Raw genomic sequence first — 14,247 nt, 5'->3', positions numbered from 1 at the left:
GAGTGTTTCACGTGAAACATTCACCTGTTGATGTCGTCGTGATCGGCGGCGGACATGCCGGCGCCGAAGCAGCGCATGCCGCGGCCCGGATGGGCGCGCGAACAGTTCTTGTGACCCTCAAGCGCGAGGGAATTGGCGTTATGAGCTGCAATCCAGCCATTGGTGGTCTTGGTAAAGGCCATTTGGTCCGCGAAATCGACGCTATGGACGGGGTCATGGGCCGCGTTGCGGACAAGGCCGGGATTCAGTTCCGACTTCTGAACCGCAGAAAAGGCCCAGCCGTGCGGGGCCCCCGCGCCCAGGCCGATCGCGCAATCTACAGGTCGGCCATGCTGGCCGAGACCGAAGCCCGCGAAGGTCTGGAGATCGTCGAAGGCGAGGTTACCGATTTCTTAATGGACGGCCTTCGGGTTTCTGGTGTCCTCTTTGCCGATGGCAGTGAAATTCGGGCCGGGGCGGTTGTCCTTACCACCGGAACCTTCCTTCGTGGCGTTATTCATATCGGCGACGTACGACGCCCCGGCGGGCGTATGGGTGACAAGCCGTCGATCAAACTGGCCGAGCGGATCGATTCCTTCAATCTCCCTCTCGGACGACTGAAAACCGGCACCCCGCCGCGCCTGGATGGACGCACGATCAATTGGGACATCTTGGAATCGCAGCCCGGGGATGAAGAACCCGAACTTTTCTCTTTTCTTTCCAAACAGGTAGAAGCAAAGCAGATCTCCTGCGGCATCACCTATACCAACGCCCGAACGCACGAGATCATACGCGAGAACCTGTCTCGGTCGGCCATGTACGGCGGCCATATCGAAGGCGTAGGCCCGCGCTATTGTCCGTCGATCGAGGACAAGGTTGTTCGCTTCGCCGATAAGGACCAACATCAGATCTTCCTTGAACCGGAAGGTATCGACGATCCCACCGTCTATCCGAACGGAATTTCAACGTCTCTGCCCGAAGAGGTGCAGGAGGCATATATCCGGTCAATCGCAGGATTGGAGAACGCGAAGATCGTTCAGCCAGGTTACGCCATCGAATACGACTATGTCGACCCGCGCGCCTTGAATGCCCAACTGTCACTCCGAGACGTACCAGGGCTATATTTTGCGGGCCAGATCAATGGAACCACAGGATATGAGGAGGCTGCGGCCCAGGGCTTGGTCGCGGGGTTGAATGCCGCGCTTGCAGTTCAGGGGCGCGAAGCGGTCGCCTTCAGTCGGACGGACAGCTATATCGGCGTGATGATTGATGACCTAACAACCCGTGGCGTGGCGGAGCCCTATCGTATGTTCACGTCTCGTGCGGAGTTTCGGCTGTCCTTGCGTGCCGACAACGCAGACCAGCGCCTCACGCCGCTGGGGCTGCGCCTTGGGTGTGTCGGCGAAGAGCGGCGCGTCGCGTTCCTCGATAAGATAGAGCGCCTTGATACCGCTCGGTCTCTGCTTTCGTCGGAAACCTATACGCCAAAGCAGATCGGTAGCGTCGGTATCAAGGTCAAAGAGGATGGAAATCGGCGTACTGGTCTGGAAATTCTGGCTTTTCCCGATGTTGCGTTTGAATCTCTCATTCCTCTTGTTCCCGCATTGAGCTCTATTGAGCCGCCGATTCGGCGCCAGGTGGAGAATGACGCTCTCTATGCGTCGTATATAGAGCGTCAGAAACGGGATGTTTCTGCCATGAAGCGCGACGAAGCGCAGGTGATTCCGCACGAGTTCGATTTCATGATTGTCGACGGACTGTCGAACGAATTGAAACAGAAACTGACGCATGCGCGCCCTGAAACCCTGGCGCAAGCCGGTCGCATGGAGGGGATGACCCCTGCTGCCCTGGCTCTGCTGATGGCGAGGTTGCGGCGGAACGGGCAGGCGAAGCGGGCATGACGCGCCCGGATTTTCCCGAGAATGTTTCACGTGAAACATTAGAGCGGTTGGAAACTTACGCAGCTTTGCTGGAGAAATGGAACCCGAAGATCAACCTTGTCTCTAGATCCAGTATGGAACACCTCTGGAACCGCCATATAGTGGACTCGGTTCAAGTATGGGAGGCTGCGCCCACGGGAGACACTTGGGTTGATCTCGGGTCCGGAGGCGGGTTCCCCGGCCTGGTGACCGCTATTCTGGCCGCGGATCAACCAGGTGGACGAAAATTTACCTTGATCGAGAGCGATCAGCGCAAGTCCGCGTTCCTGCGGACGGTCGCGCGGGAAACCGGGGTCGACATCACCGTAATGACGCAGCGGATCGAATCCGCCGCTCCCCAAAAGGCTGACATCCTTTCGGCGCGTGCGCTCGCCCCGCTCGACGTTCTGCTGGAATTCGCCGACCGGCATCTGGCGCCCGGCGGAACCGCGCTGTTCCAGAAGGGGGAGAGCTGGGAAAAAGAGCTGGATGCGGCTCGGGAGAGATGGCAAATGTCGGTGCTCCCGATTACAAGTCGTACCCAACCGGGAGCGGTTATCCTGTCCATCGAAGGAGTGTCGCGTGTCTGACAGCTCACGCCACGAACCCCGAATCATCGCCATCGCCAACCAGAAGGGCGGGGTCGGAAAAACGACGACTGCGATCAACCTTGCGGCCGCTCTGGCAGAGGAGGGCATGAACGTTCTGGTTGTAGACTTGGACCCTCAGGGCAATGCCTCGACGGGCCTTGGCGTCGACGAGGACGCCCGCGAACTGACGACTTACGACCTTCTCATGGAAGACGTTGTCCTGAAGGATATCGTGCAGGATATCGGGGTCGAAGGATTGTGGATCATCCCTGCCACGATGGATCTGAGCTCGGCAGACATGGAAATGGCAGCAAACGAACGCCGGTCTTTCCGGCTGCGTGATGCTCTCCGGCAGAAGGCCATGGCCGATTTCGACCTCGATTACATCCTGATCGACTGTCCCCCGTCACTGAATCTTCTGACGGTCAACGCCATGGTCGCGGCGAACTCGGTCCTGGTGCCGCTGCAGTCCGAATTCTTCGCGCTGGAAGGTCTGTCGCAGTTGATGCTGACGATCCGCGAAGTTCGGGCCACCGCGAATCCGGATCTCAGAATCGAAGGTGTTGTGTTGACCATGTATGACAAACGCAACAACTTGTCCCATCAGGTCGAAGCGGACGCGCGTGCGAACCTAGGCAGCCTTGTGTTTGAAACGCGGATTCCGCGGAATGTCAGGATATCGGAAGCGCCATCTTTCGCGATGCCGGTGCTGACATATGATCCGAATTCGACGGGGGCCAAGGCGTATCGGGCGCTTGCGGCGGAACTGGTGCGGAACCACGAGACAGTGGCCGCGTGAGGCGAGGGGAATAGAGCAATGGCAACTCAGAAACCACGTGGGCTTGGCCGGGGATTGTCTGCACTGATGGCGGATGTGACGCCGGAGACAAATGACGCAGGCCAGCAGGCGGCGCGGCGACCGGACGTGATGGTCCCGATCGAACGCATCGTGGCCAATGCGAACCAGCCCCGGCGCACCTTTCGGGAAGAGGATATGGCCGACCTCGTCGCCTCGGTTTCGGAAAAGGGCATCCTGCAACCCCTGATTGTACGTTCGGTGCCTGGTGGACAGTTCCAGATCGTCGCCGGAGAACGCCGCTGGCGCGCGGCGCAGAAGGCGCAGTTGCACGAAGTCCCGGTGCTGGTGCGTGAATATTCCGACGAAGAAGTGCTGGAAGTCGCGATCATCGAAAACATCCAGCGCGCCGATCTGAACGCGGTGGAGGAAGCGGCGGGCTACCGGGCTCTGATGGACAGTTATGGCCACACCCAAGAACGCCTGGCCGAGGCACTGGGCAAGAGCCGCAGCCACATCGCCAACCTTCTGCGCCTGTTGAACCTTCCGCAGGATGTGCTGGAACTGGTGCGCGACGGAAAGCTTTCGGCCGGTCACGCCCGGACGCTGGTCACGTCGGAAGATCCTTCGCGTATCGCGAAGGAGATCGTGGCCAAGGGCCTGTCGGTCCGCGCGGCGGAGGCGCTGGCAAAGAAGATGGCCGACGGCCCTGCGCCCGTGAAACAGCGCGCCTCGGTCGAGAAGGACGCGGACACGGCAGCGCTCGAGGGCGATTTGTCCGCCAATCTTGGAATGAAGGTCCAACTGAACCACAAGTCGGGACACGAATCCGGCCAATTGGTGATCACGTACCGGACGCTGGACGAACTCGATTCGCTTTGCGCGAAGCTGGGAGCCGGGTAGGGGGCTCTGCCCCCGCCCGCTCTGCGAGCGGACTCCCCGGGAGTATTTCGGGAAAGAAGAGAAGGGCAGGCGCGCCTGGGCTTCTTCGCTTCCAAATACTCCCGCCGGAGGCAGTCGGACGTCACGGCGTTACCGCGGCGGGGCAGCAAGCTCCGCAATCAAGGCGTTGAGGACACTACGCCCAGACCGGGTCGCCGCCAGGCGCACGCCCGCGGCCGTGTTCCGCTGCTCCAGCAGGCCGAGTTCCGACAGGTGCGAGATGGTAGCCGCGGACAGCGGTTGGCGCGCCAGCTTCGAATAGCGTTCCACATCAATACCTTCGGCGAGACGCAGCCCCATCATAAGGTATTCATCGGCCTGCTCTGCACCAGATATGGTGGAGCGTGTTTCAGCTCTTCCGGCCTGCGCACCGGTCAGCCAGACGTCAGGGCCAAGTGGGGTTTCCGTGGCTATGCGCCGACCGTTCAGATTCAGCCGGCCGTGGGCGCCGGGCCCGATGCCTGCGTAATCGCCGCCTTGCCAGTAGATCAGGTTGTGGCGGGACTGGGCGCCGGGGATGGCGTGGTTCGATACTTCGTAGGCGGGCAGGCCGTGGGCTTCGCACATGTCCTGAGTGATGTCGTAAAGGTCCGCGCCAAGGTCTTCGTCGGGCAGGCCTTTCAGGTGCCCGGCGGCCTGACGCGCGCCGAAGACGGTGCCGTCCTCGACCGTCAGCTGGTAGAGCGACAGGTGGTCGGCGGCCATCGACAGCGCCTCGGCCAGTTCCGCGCGCCACGCGTCGCGGGACTGGTTCTGGCGGGCGTAGATCAGGTCGAAACTGACGCGGTTGAACGTGTTCCGGGCGATGTCGAAGGCCGCGCGGGCTTCGGCCACCGAATGGATCCGGCCCAGGCGCCGGAGATCGTCATCGTTCAGGGCTTGCACGCCCAGCGAAACGCGATTCACGCCGGCCTCGCGAAAGCCGGCGAACCGTGCAGCTTCAACCGACCCGGGATTCGCTTCCAGCGTGATCTCCATGTCGTTCGCCGGGAGCCATGCGGCGCGCGCCGCGTCGATGACGGCGGCGACAGTTTCCGGCTCCATCAGCGAGGGCGTTCCGCCACCGAAGAAGATCGTGTTCAGGATCCGGGGGCCGGTTTCCGATGAAATACGTTTTATTTCAGATACATAGGCTTCGCGCCACGCCGCATGGTCAATGGTCCGCGCGACGTGTGAGTTGAAGTCGCAATACGGGCACTTGGCCGCGCAATAGGGCCAGTGCACGTACAGGCCGAAGCCGTGGGGCATGACCTCAGCGGCCAAAGGACCCCGCAATCAGCGCCTGAAACGCCCGCGCACGGTGAGAGATCCGGTTCTTCTCGTCCGCATCCATCTCGCCAAAGGTGATGTCGTAGCCGTCGGGCTGAAAGATCGGGTCATAGCCATGGCCTTCGACCCCGCGCATCGGCCAGACGATCTGGCCCGGGGCGTGGCCTTCGTAGACTTCCTCGTGCCCGTCGGGCCAGGCCAGCATCAGCGTGCAACAGAACCGCGCGCGACGGGGGGCGGGGGCGTTCTTCGCTTCCAGCTCCTCCCACGTACGGGTCATGGCCATCTTGAAATCGCGTCCATTGGGTGTTTCGGCCCAGTCCGCCGTGTAGACACCGGGCGCGCCGTTCAGCGCGTCGACCTCGATCCCGGAATCGTCGGCCAGCGCCGGAAGACCCGTGGCCTCCACCGCCGAACGCGCCTTGATCCGGGCGTTGCCGACGAAATTGTCCTCCGTCTCCACCGGTTCCGCCAGGTTCATTTCAGCGCCACCCACGACCTCGACGCCCAGCGGCGCGAAAAGCTGGCGCATCTCGTCCAGCTTTCCGGCATTGTGGGTCGCGATCAGCAGCCGATTGCCGTCGAACTGGCGTCTCATGCGGTGGCGGCTTTCTGCGCGGCGACCAGCTCACCCGTGCCCTTCGCGGCAAGGTCCAGCAGCGTGTTCATCTGATCGCGCGAGAACGTCGCGCCTTCGGCCGACATCTGCACTTCGATCAGCTGGCCCGAACCTGTCAGCACGAAGTTGCCATCGACACCTGCCTCGCTGTCTTCGGGGTAGTCCAAGTCCAGCACCGGCTGGCCCGCGTAGATCCCGCAGGACACGGCCGCGACCGGATCCAGCAGCGGATCAGAAATCACGTCGCCCGCCTTCATCAGCTTGTTCACGGCCAGCCGCAGCGCGACCCAGCCACCGGTGATCGACGCGCAGCGCGTGCCGCCATCGGCCTGCAGCACGTCGCAGTCGACGGTGATCTGGCGTTCGCCCAGGGCCACCCGGTCGACGCCCGCGCGCAAGCTGCGCCCGATCAGCCGCTGGATTTCCACCGTGCGGCCGCCCTGCTTGCCTGCGGCGGCTTCGCGGCGCATCCGCGTGTTGGTCGCGCGGGGCAGCATGCCGTATTCGGCGGTCACCCAGCCAAGGCCCGATCCCTTGACGAAGGGGGGCACGCGTTCTTCCAGCGTGGCGGTGCACAGCACGTGGGTTCGGCCGATCTTGATCAGGCACGATCCTTCGGCATGGGCTGAAACGCCGGTTTCGATTGAAACCGCGCGCATTTCGCTTAAGTCTCGTCCTGACGGTCGCATGGGGCATTCCTGTTGCTGGTACCGGCGCACCGGCTCTTGGCCGCGGGCATACCGCCGGGATGCGGCAGGGCGCAAGGGCCATGGGGCGCAAGTTCGATTGCGGAGAGCGATGAGCGAAGCAGCAAAGCTACTCGAAGACTTGAACGACCGCTCGCGCGAGGTTTTCCGGCGCGTGGTCGAATCCTACCTGCTGACCGGCGATCCCGTCGGCAGCCGGACCCTGACGCGTGCGCTGTCGGAAAAGGTTTCGGCCGCGACGGTGCGCAACGTCATGCAGGACCTTGAATACCTGGGCCTGCTCGACAGCCCGCACATCTCGGCCGGGCGGGTGCCCACGCAGATGGGCCTGCGCCTGTTCGTCGACGGGCTTCTGGAAGTGGGCGAACCCGACGCCGAAGCGCGCGAGGCGATCGATGCCACGCAGGTGGGCTCGGGCGACGTGCAGTCCTTGCTGGACAGGGTCGGATCGGCCCTGTCGGGCGTGACGCAGGGGGCGTCTCTGGTCCTGTCGCCCAAGCGGGAAGCCGCGATCCGGCACATCGAATTCGTTGGGCTGGGCGCCGACCGCGCGCTGGTGGTTCTGGTGTTCGAGGACGGGCATGTCGAAAACCGTATCTTCACCCCGCCGCCGGGCCAGACCCAAAGCGCCATGCGCGAGGCGGCGAACTTCCTGAACTCGCTGATCGCGGGGCGCACTCTGTCGGAATTCCGCCACGTGATCTCGAAGCAGATCGCGTCGCGCCGGCAGGAGATCGACGTGCTGGCCCGTGACCTCGTGGAACGCGGTCTTGCAGTGTGGGAGGGCGAGGAAACCGACGCTGATTCGGCCCGTCTGATCGTGCGCGGCCGGTCCAACCTCTTGTCGGGCGGCGCCGAAGATGACGGGCTGGAACTGATCCGGTCGCTGTTCGACGATCTCGAACGCAAGCGGGACATTGCCGAGTTCCTCGAATCCGCGGAAGCGGGAGAGGGTGTGCGGATTTTTATAGGGTCCGAGAACAAACTTTTCTCACTTTCCGGTTCCTCTCTGGTGGTGTCTCCCTATATGAACGCGGACCGTAAGATCATTGGCGCGGTGGGCGTGATAGGGCCCACCCGTCTCAATTACGGTCGGATCGTGCCGATCGTGGATTACACGGCGCAGCTCGTGGGACGATTGGTCTCCGACCGGAAATAGAGGTGCAATAATGGCTGACCCCAAGAAGGATGATTTTCTGGACGACATCGCCGATGCCGAAGCCGAAGAGCTTGCGGCACAGATGGCCGAGGGTCCGGAAGACGCGGCGGGCGGGACGCCCACCGGGACCGCTGGGGAAGACGAACTGGCGGCCCTCGCGGCCGAGCGCGACCAGTACAAGGACCGCTTCGTGCGCGCACTGGCGGATGCCGAGAACCTGCGCAAGCGCGCCGACAAGGAGCGCCGCGAGGCCGAACAGTACGGCGGGTCCAAGCTGGCCCGCGACATGCTGCCGGTCTACGACAACATGAAGCGCGCGCTGGACGCGGCAACCGAAGAACAGAAGCAGGCCTCGGCCGCGCTGATCGAAGGTATCGAGCTGACGATGCGCGAGCTTCTGAACGTGTTCTCGAAGCACGGCATCGACGTGATCGTCCCCCAAGTGGGCGACCGTTTCGACCCGCAGATGCACCAGGCGATGTTCGAAGCCCCGGTCCCGGGCACGAAGGCGGGCGACATCATCCAGGTCGCCGCCGAAGGCTTTCTCCTGCATGATCGCCTCCTCCGCCCCGCGCAGGTCGGCGTGTCGTCAACACCTGCCGGCTGACTCGGTATCCCGGTTCATCGGCCCTGACTTCTTTAACTCTGATCATTCATTTCATGATCAGCGGTACAGGCGGAGGCGCCGATGGCCGCGACCCAAGAAAACCCCGCTGTCCCTTGTGACAGCGGGACGCCGGGTCTTGAGCTTCGGCCAAAGTTCCCGCGACGTCGATCATCGTCCGACGGCGGTTCGGGCGCGTGGTCTCCAAGCACCGCAACGGGTCACTCGCGCGCGGCATCCTTCAACCTGTAGACCAACTCCAGCGCCGCGCGCGGGGTGAGGTCATCGGGGTTGGTGTCTGCCAGCAGATCGAGGGCGGGCGAAGGTTTCGCAACCTCGCGGACAGGGGCTTCCGCGTTTGCGGCTGCGGCCGAGAAAAGCGGCAGGTCGTCGACGAAGGCCATCGGCTGGCCCGCTTCCCGTTCGCCGCGTTCAAGCGCGTCGAGGACAGAACGGGCGCGGTCCACCACCGAGCGCGGCAGGCCGGCGAGCTGGGCCACCTGAACGCCATAGGACCGGTCGGCGGCGCCTTTCTTCACCTCGTGCAGGAAGATCACCTCGCCGTCCCATTCCTTCACCGCGACGGTGGCATTTTCCGTGCCCGGGAGCTTGGCGACGGTCTGGGTCAGCTCGTGATAGTGCGTCGCAAAGAGCGCGCGCGACCTGTTGACGTCGTGGAGATGTTCGAGCGTCGCCCAGGCGATGGAGAGGCCGTCATATGTCGCCGTGCCGCGGCCGATCTCGTCGAGGATCACCAGCGCGCGGTCGTCGGCCTGGTTCAGGATCGCGGCAGTTTCGACCATTTCCACCATGAAGGTCGACCGCCCGCGCGCAAGGTCGTCCGCCGCACCGACGCGGGAGAAGAGCTGGCTGACAAGGCCGATATGGGCCGACGAAGCGGGCACGTGGCTGCCCATCTGGGCCAGTAGGGCGATCAGGGCGTTCTGGCGCAGGAAAGTGGATTTGCCGGCCATGTTCGGCCCGGTCAGCAGCCAGATCGCGGCACCGTCCGTTGCCGACAGGTCGCAATCATTGGCGATGAAGGGCGCATTGTCGCGGCGCAACGCCTGTTCCACAACCGGGTGGCGGCCGCCGTTCACCGCGAAACTGCGGCTTTCGTCGACCGTGGGTTTCACCCAGTCCTCGGCCCGCGAGAGGTCGGCCAGCGCGGTGGCGAGGTCCAGTTCGGCCAGCCCGCGGGCCGCATGGCTGAGCCGTGGGGCGTCGTCCAGCACCGTGTGGCGGAGGCTGTCGAAATGGCGCTTCTCGATCTCCAGCGCGCGATTGCCGGCGTTCATCATGCGGGCTTCGAGGTCGGTCAGTTCCACCGTGGTGAAGCGAATCTGGTTGGCCGTGGTCTGGCGGTGGATGAACGTTTCGTTCAGCGGTGGGGCTTGCATCCGGGCGGCATGGGTGGCCGTGGTTTCGATGAAGTAGCCCAGCACATTGTTGTGCTTGACCTTGAGCGCCGTGACACCCGCAAGTTCGGCATAGCGCGCCTGCAAGGACATGATGACCGACCGGCCTTCGTCGCGCAGCTTTCGCGCCTCGTCGAGGTCGGCGTCGAACCCTTCCGCGATAAAACCACCGTCGCGCGCCAGAAGGGGCGGGTCGGAGACCAGCGCGGTGTCCAGCAGCGCCGTCAGGTCGTCGAAGCCGGTGAGCGCGTTCACGGCGTCCGCGATCAGGGGTGGCAGGCCGGCCGACCTGCAGCGCGCGGCGATGGTTTCGGACTGCGCCAGTCCCGACCGGATCGCCGCCATATCCCGCGGGCCGCCGCGGTCGAGCGACAGGCGCGACAGGGCGCGGTCGAGATCCGGGGTCTTCTTCAGGGCCGTCCGCAGGTCCTGCGCCAGGCCCGTGTCCTCGCAGAAGAGATCCACCGCGGCCAAACGGCCGTGGATCACGTCGAGCCGGCGGGACGGGCTGGAAAGGCGCTGTTCCAGCAGCCGTGCGCCGGCGGGCGTCACCGTGCGGTCGATGGCCGCCAGCAGCGAACCGTTGCGCCCGCCGGACAGGGACCGGGTCAGTTCAAGGTTGCGGCGGGTCGACGCGTCGATCTGCATCACGCCGTCGGTGCTTTCCTGTTGCGGCGGGCGCAGGAGCGGCAGTTTGCCTTTCTGCGTGATTTCGAGATAGCCGATGACCGCTGCCATGGCGCCGATTTCCGCCCGCCCGAACGCTGCGAAGGCATCGAGCGTGCCGACGCGGAACAGCTCCTTCAACCGCTCGGCGCCGCCCGTGGAATCGAAGGCCGACCGCGCCAGCCCCGTAACCGGAACCCCCATGTCGCGGGCGATGCTTTCGATCTCGATCTCGGGCGGATCGGCCAGCAGCAGTTCCGACGGCGCCAGCCGCGCCAGATCCGGGCCCAGCCGTGTGCGGGTCAGGGGCATCACGTGGAACGCGCCGGTCGAGATATCAGCCCAGGCCAGCGCCGCGTCGCCGCGCACTTCGGAATAGGCGGCAAGGTAATTGTGGCGGCGAGCCTCCAGCAGCGCGTCTTCCGTCAGCGTGCCGGGGGTCACCAGCCGGACGACATCGCGCTTCACGACGGACTTGTGGCCGCGCTTCTTGGCCTCGGCCGGGCTTTCCAGCTGTTCGCAGACGGCCACGCGGAAGCCCTTGCGGATCAACGTCAGAAGGTAGCCTTCGGCGGCATGGATCGGCACGCCGCACATCGGGATGTCGTCGCCATCGTGCTTGCCGCGTTTCGTCAGCGCGATGTCCAGCGCCTCGGACGCGTTCACGGCGTCGTCGAAGAACATCTCGTAGAAATCGCCCATGCGATAGAACAGGAGCGCGCCGGGATGCGCCTCCTTGATCTCCATGTACTGCGCCATCATCGGGGTGACGGTGGACACTTGGCATTCTCCCGCTGCAACGGCCGCACCATAGGGAGGGACGGGGGGAGGCTAAAGGGGGAAAGCCGTGAGCTGGGCGGCATCCGGGTGTTGATGTCGTGGAGACACCGGAGCTTTGAAGATCCCGGATCGCCTGCGGACCCTCTCGTTGCTCTGACCTGTTGATGATTGCCGCGCATTGCCGGCATACTCGGTCCGTTGCCGTCGCAGGGGAGTGGCCGATGACGATCTGGAACCTTGGGTCTATCAATGCCGACATGATCTATACCGTGCCCCGTCTGCCCGCGGGGGGCGAGACGCTGGCCGCCACCGCGCTGCGGCAGTTCCTGGGCGGCAAGGGGGCCAACATGTCGGTCGCGGCGGCCCGCGCCGGAGGCCATGCGGCGCATATCGGGGCCGTGGGTGCCGATGGCGCCTGGGCCAAGCGGCGGATGACGGAATACGGCGTCGACACGCGCCATATCGCGGAGCTGGGCGGGGCCACGGGGCATGCGATCATCGCGGTCGAGCCGTCGGGCGAAAACCAGATCCTGATCTGGCCCGGCACCAACCGCACGATCCCCGAAGACCTGATCGGCACCGCGCTGACCGAGGCCGCGTCAGGCGACATCCTGCTGATTCAGAACGAAACCAACGCACAGGACATCGCCGCGCGTATCGGGCGGGACATGGGGCTGAAGGTGGCCTATGCCGCCGCCCCGTTCGAAGCCGCGGCGGTGCAGGCGGTGCTGCCTTTCCTCGACATCCTCGTGCTCAACGCGGTGGAGGCCGAGCAACTGGCCGACGCGACCGGCACGATGCCGGGGGATCTGCCGGTGGCCCATGTCGTGATCACGCTGGGCGCCGACGGTGCGCGCCATATCGATACTGTGCGGGGGGAGGATACATCGTACCCGGCCGTTCCAGTGGAAGCGGTGGACACGACGGGGGCCGGGGACACGTTCACCGGCTACCTGATGGCCGGGCTCGACCGCGGAATGCCGATGGCGCAGGCGATCGGGCTGGCCATGCAGGCCGCCGCGCTGATGGTGACGCGGGAGGGCACGGCGGACGTGATCCCGGATCTGAAGGATGTCCAGGCAGCGCTGCGCGGGTAGCGGGCCTTCCCGGGGGCTCTGCCCCTGTCGCCCCGAGGTATTTCCGGGCCAAAGAAGCCCGGCGCGCGCGGTGCCCTATTGCCCGATGAAGGGGGCGGTGGGACCCCACAGGGCCTCCACGCGTTCGTCGCGGCCGCAGCCTTCGCGGTAGAGCTTGTACGCCTTGGCTTGCCGCCGCGGACCAAAGCGGGTGAGGATCAGGCGGTCGCCCTTGTAGTAATCCTGGTGATAGTCCTCGGCCTCGTAGAAAGGGCCCAGCGGCAGGATCGGGGTGACGATCCTTTTCCCGAGCGCCTTTTCGGCCCGTGCTTTCGCGCGCTTTGCCGTGGCTTCCTCCTCGGGGCCGTCCACGAAGATGGCGGTACGGTAGCTTTCGCCGCGGTCGCAGAACTGGCCACCGGCATCGGTGGGATCGACAGACCGGAAGAACAGGTCCAGCAGCGCGGCGCGCGAGACCCGTGACGGATCGAAGGTGATCTCTACCGCCTCGTAATGGCCGGTGCCGCCGCGGGTGACCTGCTTGTAGTCGGGGTTTTCGACGTGCCCACCGGTATAGCCCGAAACGGCTTCGGAAACGCCGCGGACGGATTCGAAATCGGCCTCGACACACCAGAAGCAGCCACCGGCCACGGTAAGCGTGTCGGCCGAAAGCCGGACGGGCAGGGCGAGGATCAGGGCGACGAGCGCGAATCTCAGGGTCATGTGGTACCTCCGTTGCCCCGAGGCTGACGCGTCGGGCGCTGACGCTCAAATCAAGGCTCCGCGATGCGGGGGCTGCGCGGGCACCGTACGCTATGCTACACTCGCGTTAAGATTGTTTGATCATAGAGATCCGGAACGCGGCAAGCATGGAGGTGCAGCGATGATCCCGCTGGACGCAGATTTCATTTACGATATCGCACCGGGCTTTTCCGGCCGTTACCTGATTTCGCAGCGGCGCATCGTGTCGGCGATCGCCGATGATCTGTCGACGGTGCTGGAGAGCTACGAGATCAACAGCTTCCTGCGGATCGCGCATTTCATGGCGCAGGTGACCCACGAATGCGCTGGCTTCCGCACGACCGAGGAATTCGCCACCGGTGCGGCCTATGAAGGCCGGGCCGACCTGGGCAATACCGAACCGGGCGACGGCCGGCGGTACAAGGGGCGCGGCCTGATCCAGCTGACCGGGCGGTACAACTACCGGAAATACGGCGCGATGATGGGGCTGGACCTGGAAAACACCCCGGAAATCGCCGCCGAACCCCTGACCTCGCTCAAGATCGCGTGCACCTACTGGGCCGATCACGATCTGAACGCGCTGGCGGACCGGGATTATCTTGTCACCATCACGCGGCGCATCAACGGCGGCACGAACGGGCTGGCGGACCGGGGCAAGTACCTGACCCGCGCCAAGACAGCCCTGCGCAAGCGGCAGGCGATCATCCTCTCCCACGCACAGGGTGGCACCGGCCCGGTCCTGCGGCGGGGGTCGTTCGGGGCGGAGGTCGAACGGCTGCAAACTCTGCTGCACGAGGCGGGCTGGCCCATCGCCGTCGATGGCGATTTCGGCCCGGCGACGGAACTGGCGGTGATGCGGTTCCAGGCGACAGAGGGGCTAGTCATCGACGGCATCGTCGGCCGCAACACATGGGCGGCTTTCGGGGGCTGACACCGTTGCAGCCGGGCCGGTCCCATCCTAGCAATGGGAAAAGGGGCCGGC

Annotated in this window: 13 protein-coding genes; 8 read left to right on the top strand and 5 right to left on the bottom strand. The window is 64.5% G+C overall.

Translation table 11 applies throughout. The features are described from left to right. Positions 1-11 precede the first annotated feature (11 nt). The 4 genes from mnmG to D4754_RS01495 are packed head-to-tail and all read left to right on the top strand — an operon-like array spanning position 12 to position 4,187. Entirely contained in the window at positions 12-1,880 is a 1,869-nt protein-coding gene (gene mnmG / locus D4754_RS01510) for a tRNA uridine-5-carboxymethylaminomethyl(34) synthesis enzyme MnmG (RefSeq protein WP_121060935.1), read from the top strand. Then, positions 1,877-2,488 carry a 16S rRNA (guanine(527)-N(7))-methyltransferase RsmG gene (gene rsmG, locus D4754_RS01505; RefSeq protein WP_121060933.1) on the top strand — a complete coding sequence of 204 codons (612 nt, stop codon included), beginning with the start codon at positions 1,877-1,879 and terminating at the stop codon, positions 2,486-2,488. Before mnmG ends, rsmG begins: the two co-directional genes overlap by 4 nt. After that, positions 2,481-3,287: a ParA family protein gene (locus D4754_RS01500; RefSeq protein ID WP_121060931.1), complete on the top strand. Its 807-nt coding sequence runs from the start codon at positions 2,481-2,483 to the stop codon at positions 3,285-3,287. The genes rsmG and D4754_RS01500 overlap by 8 nt, the downstream gene beginning before the upstream one ends. A gap of 18 nt (positions 3,288-3,305) precedes the next feature. Continuing rightward, positions 3,306-4,187 carry a ParB/RepB/Spo0J family partition protein gene (locus tag D4754_RS01495; RefSeq protein WP_121060929.1) on the top strand — a complete coding sequence of 294 codons (882 nt, stop codon included), beginning with the start codon at positions 3,306-3,308 and terminating at the stop codon, positions 4,185-4,187. 129 nt (positions 4,188-4,316) lie between these two features. Here D4754_RS01495 and hemW read toward each other — a convergent pair whose 3' ends face one another. From hemW to rph, 3 genes are read right to left on the bottom strand one after another with little or no spacing between them, the layout of a single operon-like run. Then, on the bottom strand, positions 4,317-5,474 hold the full coding sequence (gene hemW, locus D4754_RS01490) for a radical SAM family heme chaperone HemW (RefSeq protein ID WP_121060927.1): 1,158 nt from the start codon (positions 5,472-5,474) through the stop codon (positions 4,317-4,319). Between the two features lie 4 nt (positions 5,475-5,478). Continuing rightward, positions 5,479-6,093 (bottom strand): RdgB/HAM1 family non-canonical purine NTP pyrophosphatase, encoded by a 615-nt coding sequence (gene rdgB, locus D4754_RS01485; RefSeq protein WP_121060925.1) that lies wholly within the window; start codon positions 6,091-6,093, stop codon positions 5,479-5,481. Further along, positions 6,090-6,803 carry a ribonuclease PH gene (gene rph / locus D4754_RS01480; protein ID WP_121060923.1) on the bottom strand — a complete coding sequence of 238 codons (714 nt, stop codon included), beginning with the start codon at positions 6,801-6,803 and terminating at the stop codon, positions 6,090-6,092. Before rph ends, rdgB begins: the two co-directional genes overlap by 4 nt. A gap of 109 nt (positions 6,804-6,912) precedes the next feature. On the opposite strand from rph, the gene hrcA reads away from it, so the two are divergent. Continuing rightward, a complete protein-coding gene (gene hrcA, locus D4754_RS01475; RefSeq protein ID WP_121060921.1) occupies positions 6,913-7,980 on the top strand; it encodes a heat-inducible transcriptional repressor HrcA in 1,068 nt (355 codons plus the stop codon). Positions 7,981-7,990: 10 nt separating this feature from the next. Beyond that, on the top strand, positions 7,991-8,587 hold the full coding sequence (locus D4754_RS01470; protein WP_121060919.1) for a nucleotide exchange factor GrpE: 597 nt from the start codon (positions 7,991-7,993) through the stop codon (positions 8,585-8,587). A gap of 218 nt (positions 8,588-8,805) precedes the next feature. On the opposite strand, the gene mutS is transcribed toward D4754_RS01470, so the two are convergent. Next, entirely contained in the window at positions 8,806-11,430 is a 2,625-nt protein-coding gene (mutS, locus tag D4754_RS01465) for a DNA mismatch repair protein MutS (protein WP_205589574.1), read from the bottom strand. 239 nt (positions 11,431-11,669) lie between these two features. Here mutS and D4754_RS01460 point away from each other — a divergent pair, with 239 nt between their 5' ends. After that, the gene (locus D4754_RS01460; protein ID WP_121060915.1) at positions 11,670-12,545 is read left to right on the top strand and encodes a ribokinase; all 876 of its coding nucleotides are present in this window, start codon (positions 11,670-11,672) and stop codon (positions 12,543-12,545) included. Positions 12,546-12,620: 75 nt separating this feature from the next. On the opposite strand, the gene msrA is transcribed toward D4754_RS01460, so the two are convergent. Further along, positions 12,621-13,247, bottom strand: a complete 627-nt coding sequence (msrA, locus tag D4754_RS01455) for a peptide-methionine (S)-S-oxide reductase MsrA (protein WP_121060913.1) — start codon at positions 13,245-13,247, stop codon at positions 12,621-12,623. 160 nt (positions 13,248-13,407) lie between these two features. On the opposite strand from msrA, the gene D4754_RS01450 reads away from it, so the two are divergent. After that, entirely contained in the window at positions 13,408-14,196 is a 789-nt protein-coding gene (locus D4754_RS01450; RefSeq protein ID WP_121060911.1) for a peptidoglycan-binding protein, read from the top strand. Positions 14,197-14,247 lie beyond the last annotated feature (51 nt).

The organism is Chachezhania antarctica (assembly GCF_003646465.1).
In the GTDB taxonomy this organism is placed as follows: Bacteria; Pseudomonadota; Alphaproteobacteria; order Rhodobacterales; family Rhodobacteraceae; genus Chachezhania; species Chachezhania antarctica.
Note: the sequence above shows the minus strand (reverse complement) of the source record. Positions and strands in the feature narration are given on the sequence as shown.

Excerpts from the sequence above, each read along its gene's own strand:
- rdgB (WP_121060925.1), bottom strand. The coding sequence starts at position 6,093 with ATGAGACGCCAGTTCGACGGCAATCGGCTGCTGATCGCGACCCACAAT.
- D4754_RS01470 (WP_121060919.1), top strand. The coding sequence starts at position 7,991 with ATGGCTGACCCCAAGAAGGATGATTTTCTGGACGACATCGCCGATGCC.
- mutS (WP_205589574.1), bottom strand. The coding sequence starts at position 11,430 with ATGATGGCGCAGTACATGGAGATCAAGGAGGCGCATCCCGGCGCGCTC.
- hemW (WP_121060927.1), bottom strand. The coding sequence starts at position 5,474 with ATGCCCCACGGCTTCGGCCTGTACGTGCACTGGCCCTATTGCGCGGCC.
- hrcA (WP_121060921.1), top strand. The coding sequence starts at position 6,913 with ATGAGCGAAGCAGCAAAGCTACTCGAAGACTTGAACGACCGCTCGCGC.
- rsmG (WP_121060933.1), top strand. The coding sequence starts at position 1,877 with ATGACGCGCCCGGATTTTCCCGAGAATGTTTCACGTGAAACATTAGAG.
- D4754_RS01460 (WP_121060915.1), top strand. The coding sequence starts at position 11,670 with ATGACGATCTGGAACCTTGGGTCTATCAATGCCGACATGATCTATACC.
- D4754_RS01450 (WP_121060911.1), top strand. The coding sequence starts at position 13,408 with ATGATCCCGCTGGACGCAGATTTCATTTACGATATCGCACCGGGCTTT.
- D4754_RS01495 (WP_121060929.1), top strand. The coding sequence starts at position 3,306 with ATGGCAACTCAGAAACCACGTGGGCTTGGCCGGGGATTGTCTGCACTG.
- msrA (WP_121060913.1), bottom strand. The coding sequence starts at position 13,247 with ATGACCCTGAGATTCGCGCTCGTCGCCCTGATCCTCGCCCTGCCCGTC.
- rph (WP_121060923.1), bottom strand. The coding sequence starts at position 6,803 with ATGCGACCGTCAGGACGAGACTTAAGCGAAATGCGCGCGGTTTCAATC.